The organism is Aquimarina sp. MMG016 (assembly GCF_018100805.1).
In the GTDB taxonomy this organism is placed as follows: domain Bacteria; phylum Bacteroidota; class Bacteroidia; order Flavobacteriales; family Flavobacteriaceae; genus Aquimarina.
The window spans coordinates 1-1,441 of sequence record NZ_JAGJEA010000024.1; the positions used below are offsets into that span (position 1 = coordinate 1).

1 protein-coding gene is annotated in these 1,441 nt (G+C 29.8%); it reads right to left on the minus strand.

The features are described 5' to 3' along the window. Positions 1-25: 25 nt before the first annotated feature. Positions 26-1,315 (minus strand): IS4 family transposase, encoded by a 1,290-nt coding sequence (locus J8M14_RS22915; protein WP_211077170.1) that lies wholly within the window; start codon positions 1,313-1,315, stop codon positions 26-28. Positions 1,316-1,441 lie beyond the last annotated feature (126 nt).

Sequence of the window (1,441 nt, forward strand, 5' to 3'; positions counted from 1 at the left end):
CCAATGTCATTAAGTTAAGAGATTTTTAGATGCTATCTTTATGATTTTTAGTTATTTTAGGTTTAATTCGAGAACGGTATTTACCAGAATTTCGTTTAAAAGATCTATTTGGTCTTATAGGTACTTGATGTTCAAGGAGTAGTTTTTTAATTTTTTCTACTACATTTTCCATCGAATTTTCAGTAAAGAACAACTCTAATATCCTATTCTTTAAAAGACCATATGATATGTTCATATTTATTTTATAATCATATTTTCTTTTCTGATTTTGTGTGATGATTTCATCTTCTATCTCGCTTACTAGTAGTGTTTGTATATTGCTAATAAGCAGTGCTGTATAAAAATCTTGTTGGATACTTTGATTAGAATATCCAGAAAAGTGTTCTACTTTGAGTTTGTTTTTTAATTCATCATAGAACGTTTCAACTCCCCATCTTTTTCTATATAATTCTTTAAAAGAAGCGTTAGGATATTTTTTGGCATCCAATAATGATGTCATTAAAATTTCAACCTGTCCTTTAGGCAGCTCCACTCGTACTAATCTCAATTTTATAGGTGTATCTTTTGTATAGGTTTTATCAGACAACTTAGTATTCTTTCCTGGGAAAATGGAAACAATTTTGGATCTCTTTTTACTTTTTTCAAAATCAATGGTTAATTGACTAAAACTAACTTTGACTCGCATCAAGTAATCCAAGCCATTGATTATGTGTTGGTATATAAAATTGTAAGAAGGATAACCCCGATCATAAATCAGTAAGTCTCCTTTTTGACAGTATGATAGATGTGATAAAGCTAATGCTCTTTCTCCTTGCTTTAATGGTGCCAATGCCCCATCCAACACATAACGGTTTTCTATATCGTATAGAATAGAACATCTTGCCTGAACAACACCTGTGTTAGACTGATTCTTAGTTTCTCCATATAATTGTTTCAATTCTTCAGTAATGGGTAAGGTAATTCTAGAACCGTCTATAGCAAGGATTCTAAATTTTTTCCATTTCTTTACTGCCAAATCATTGTCAGTGTAAAATTCAGCTATCAAAGCCTGAGAAAGATGTTTAAAAACCTTTGGTTTTATTTTCATTCGCGCTTGGACAAAAGCACTTTTAGAGAACTTCTTTGTAGTTCCAAGTTTTAAGAAATTTACAAAATTGTCAATTTCAATAGATAGACTTTTTCTCAACATGTTTAGCATCAACAACAAGATATGAGGAAATTGTTGTTTTCTGGTTCTAATAAAACATTTTTTTGATACCCGAAATTCATTTTTCAGTGTCTCGCTAAACAGTTCTAATTTTAATTTCTCAAAAATAAAAACCGCGGTTTTTTTTCATGCTAATAAGTAGTTGATTCCTACTTAAATATACGAAAAAACTATTGCAAATACAATACAAATAACTGAAAACCAATAAATTAAACCCTTAACTTAATGACATTG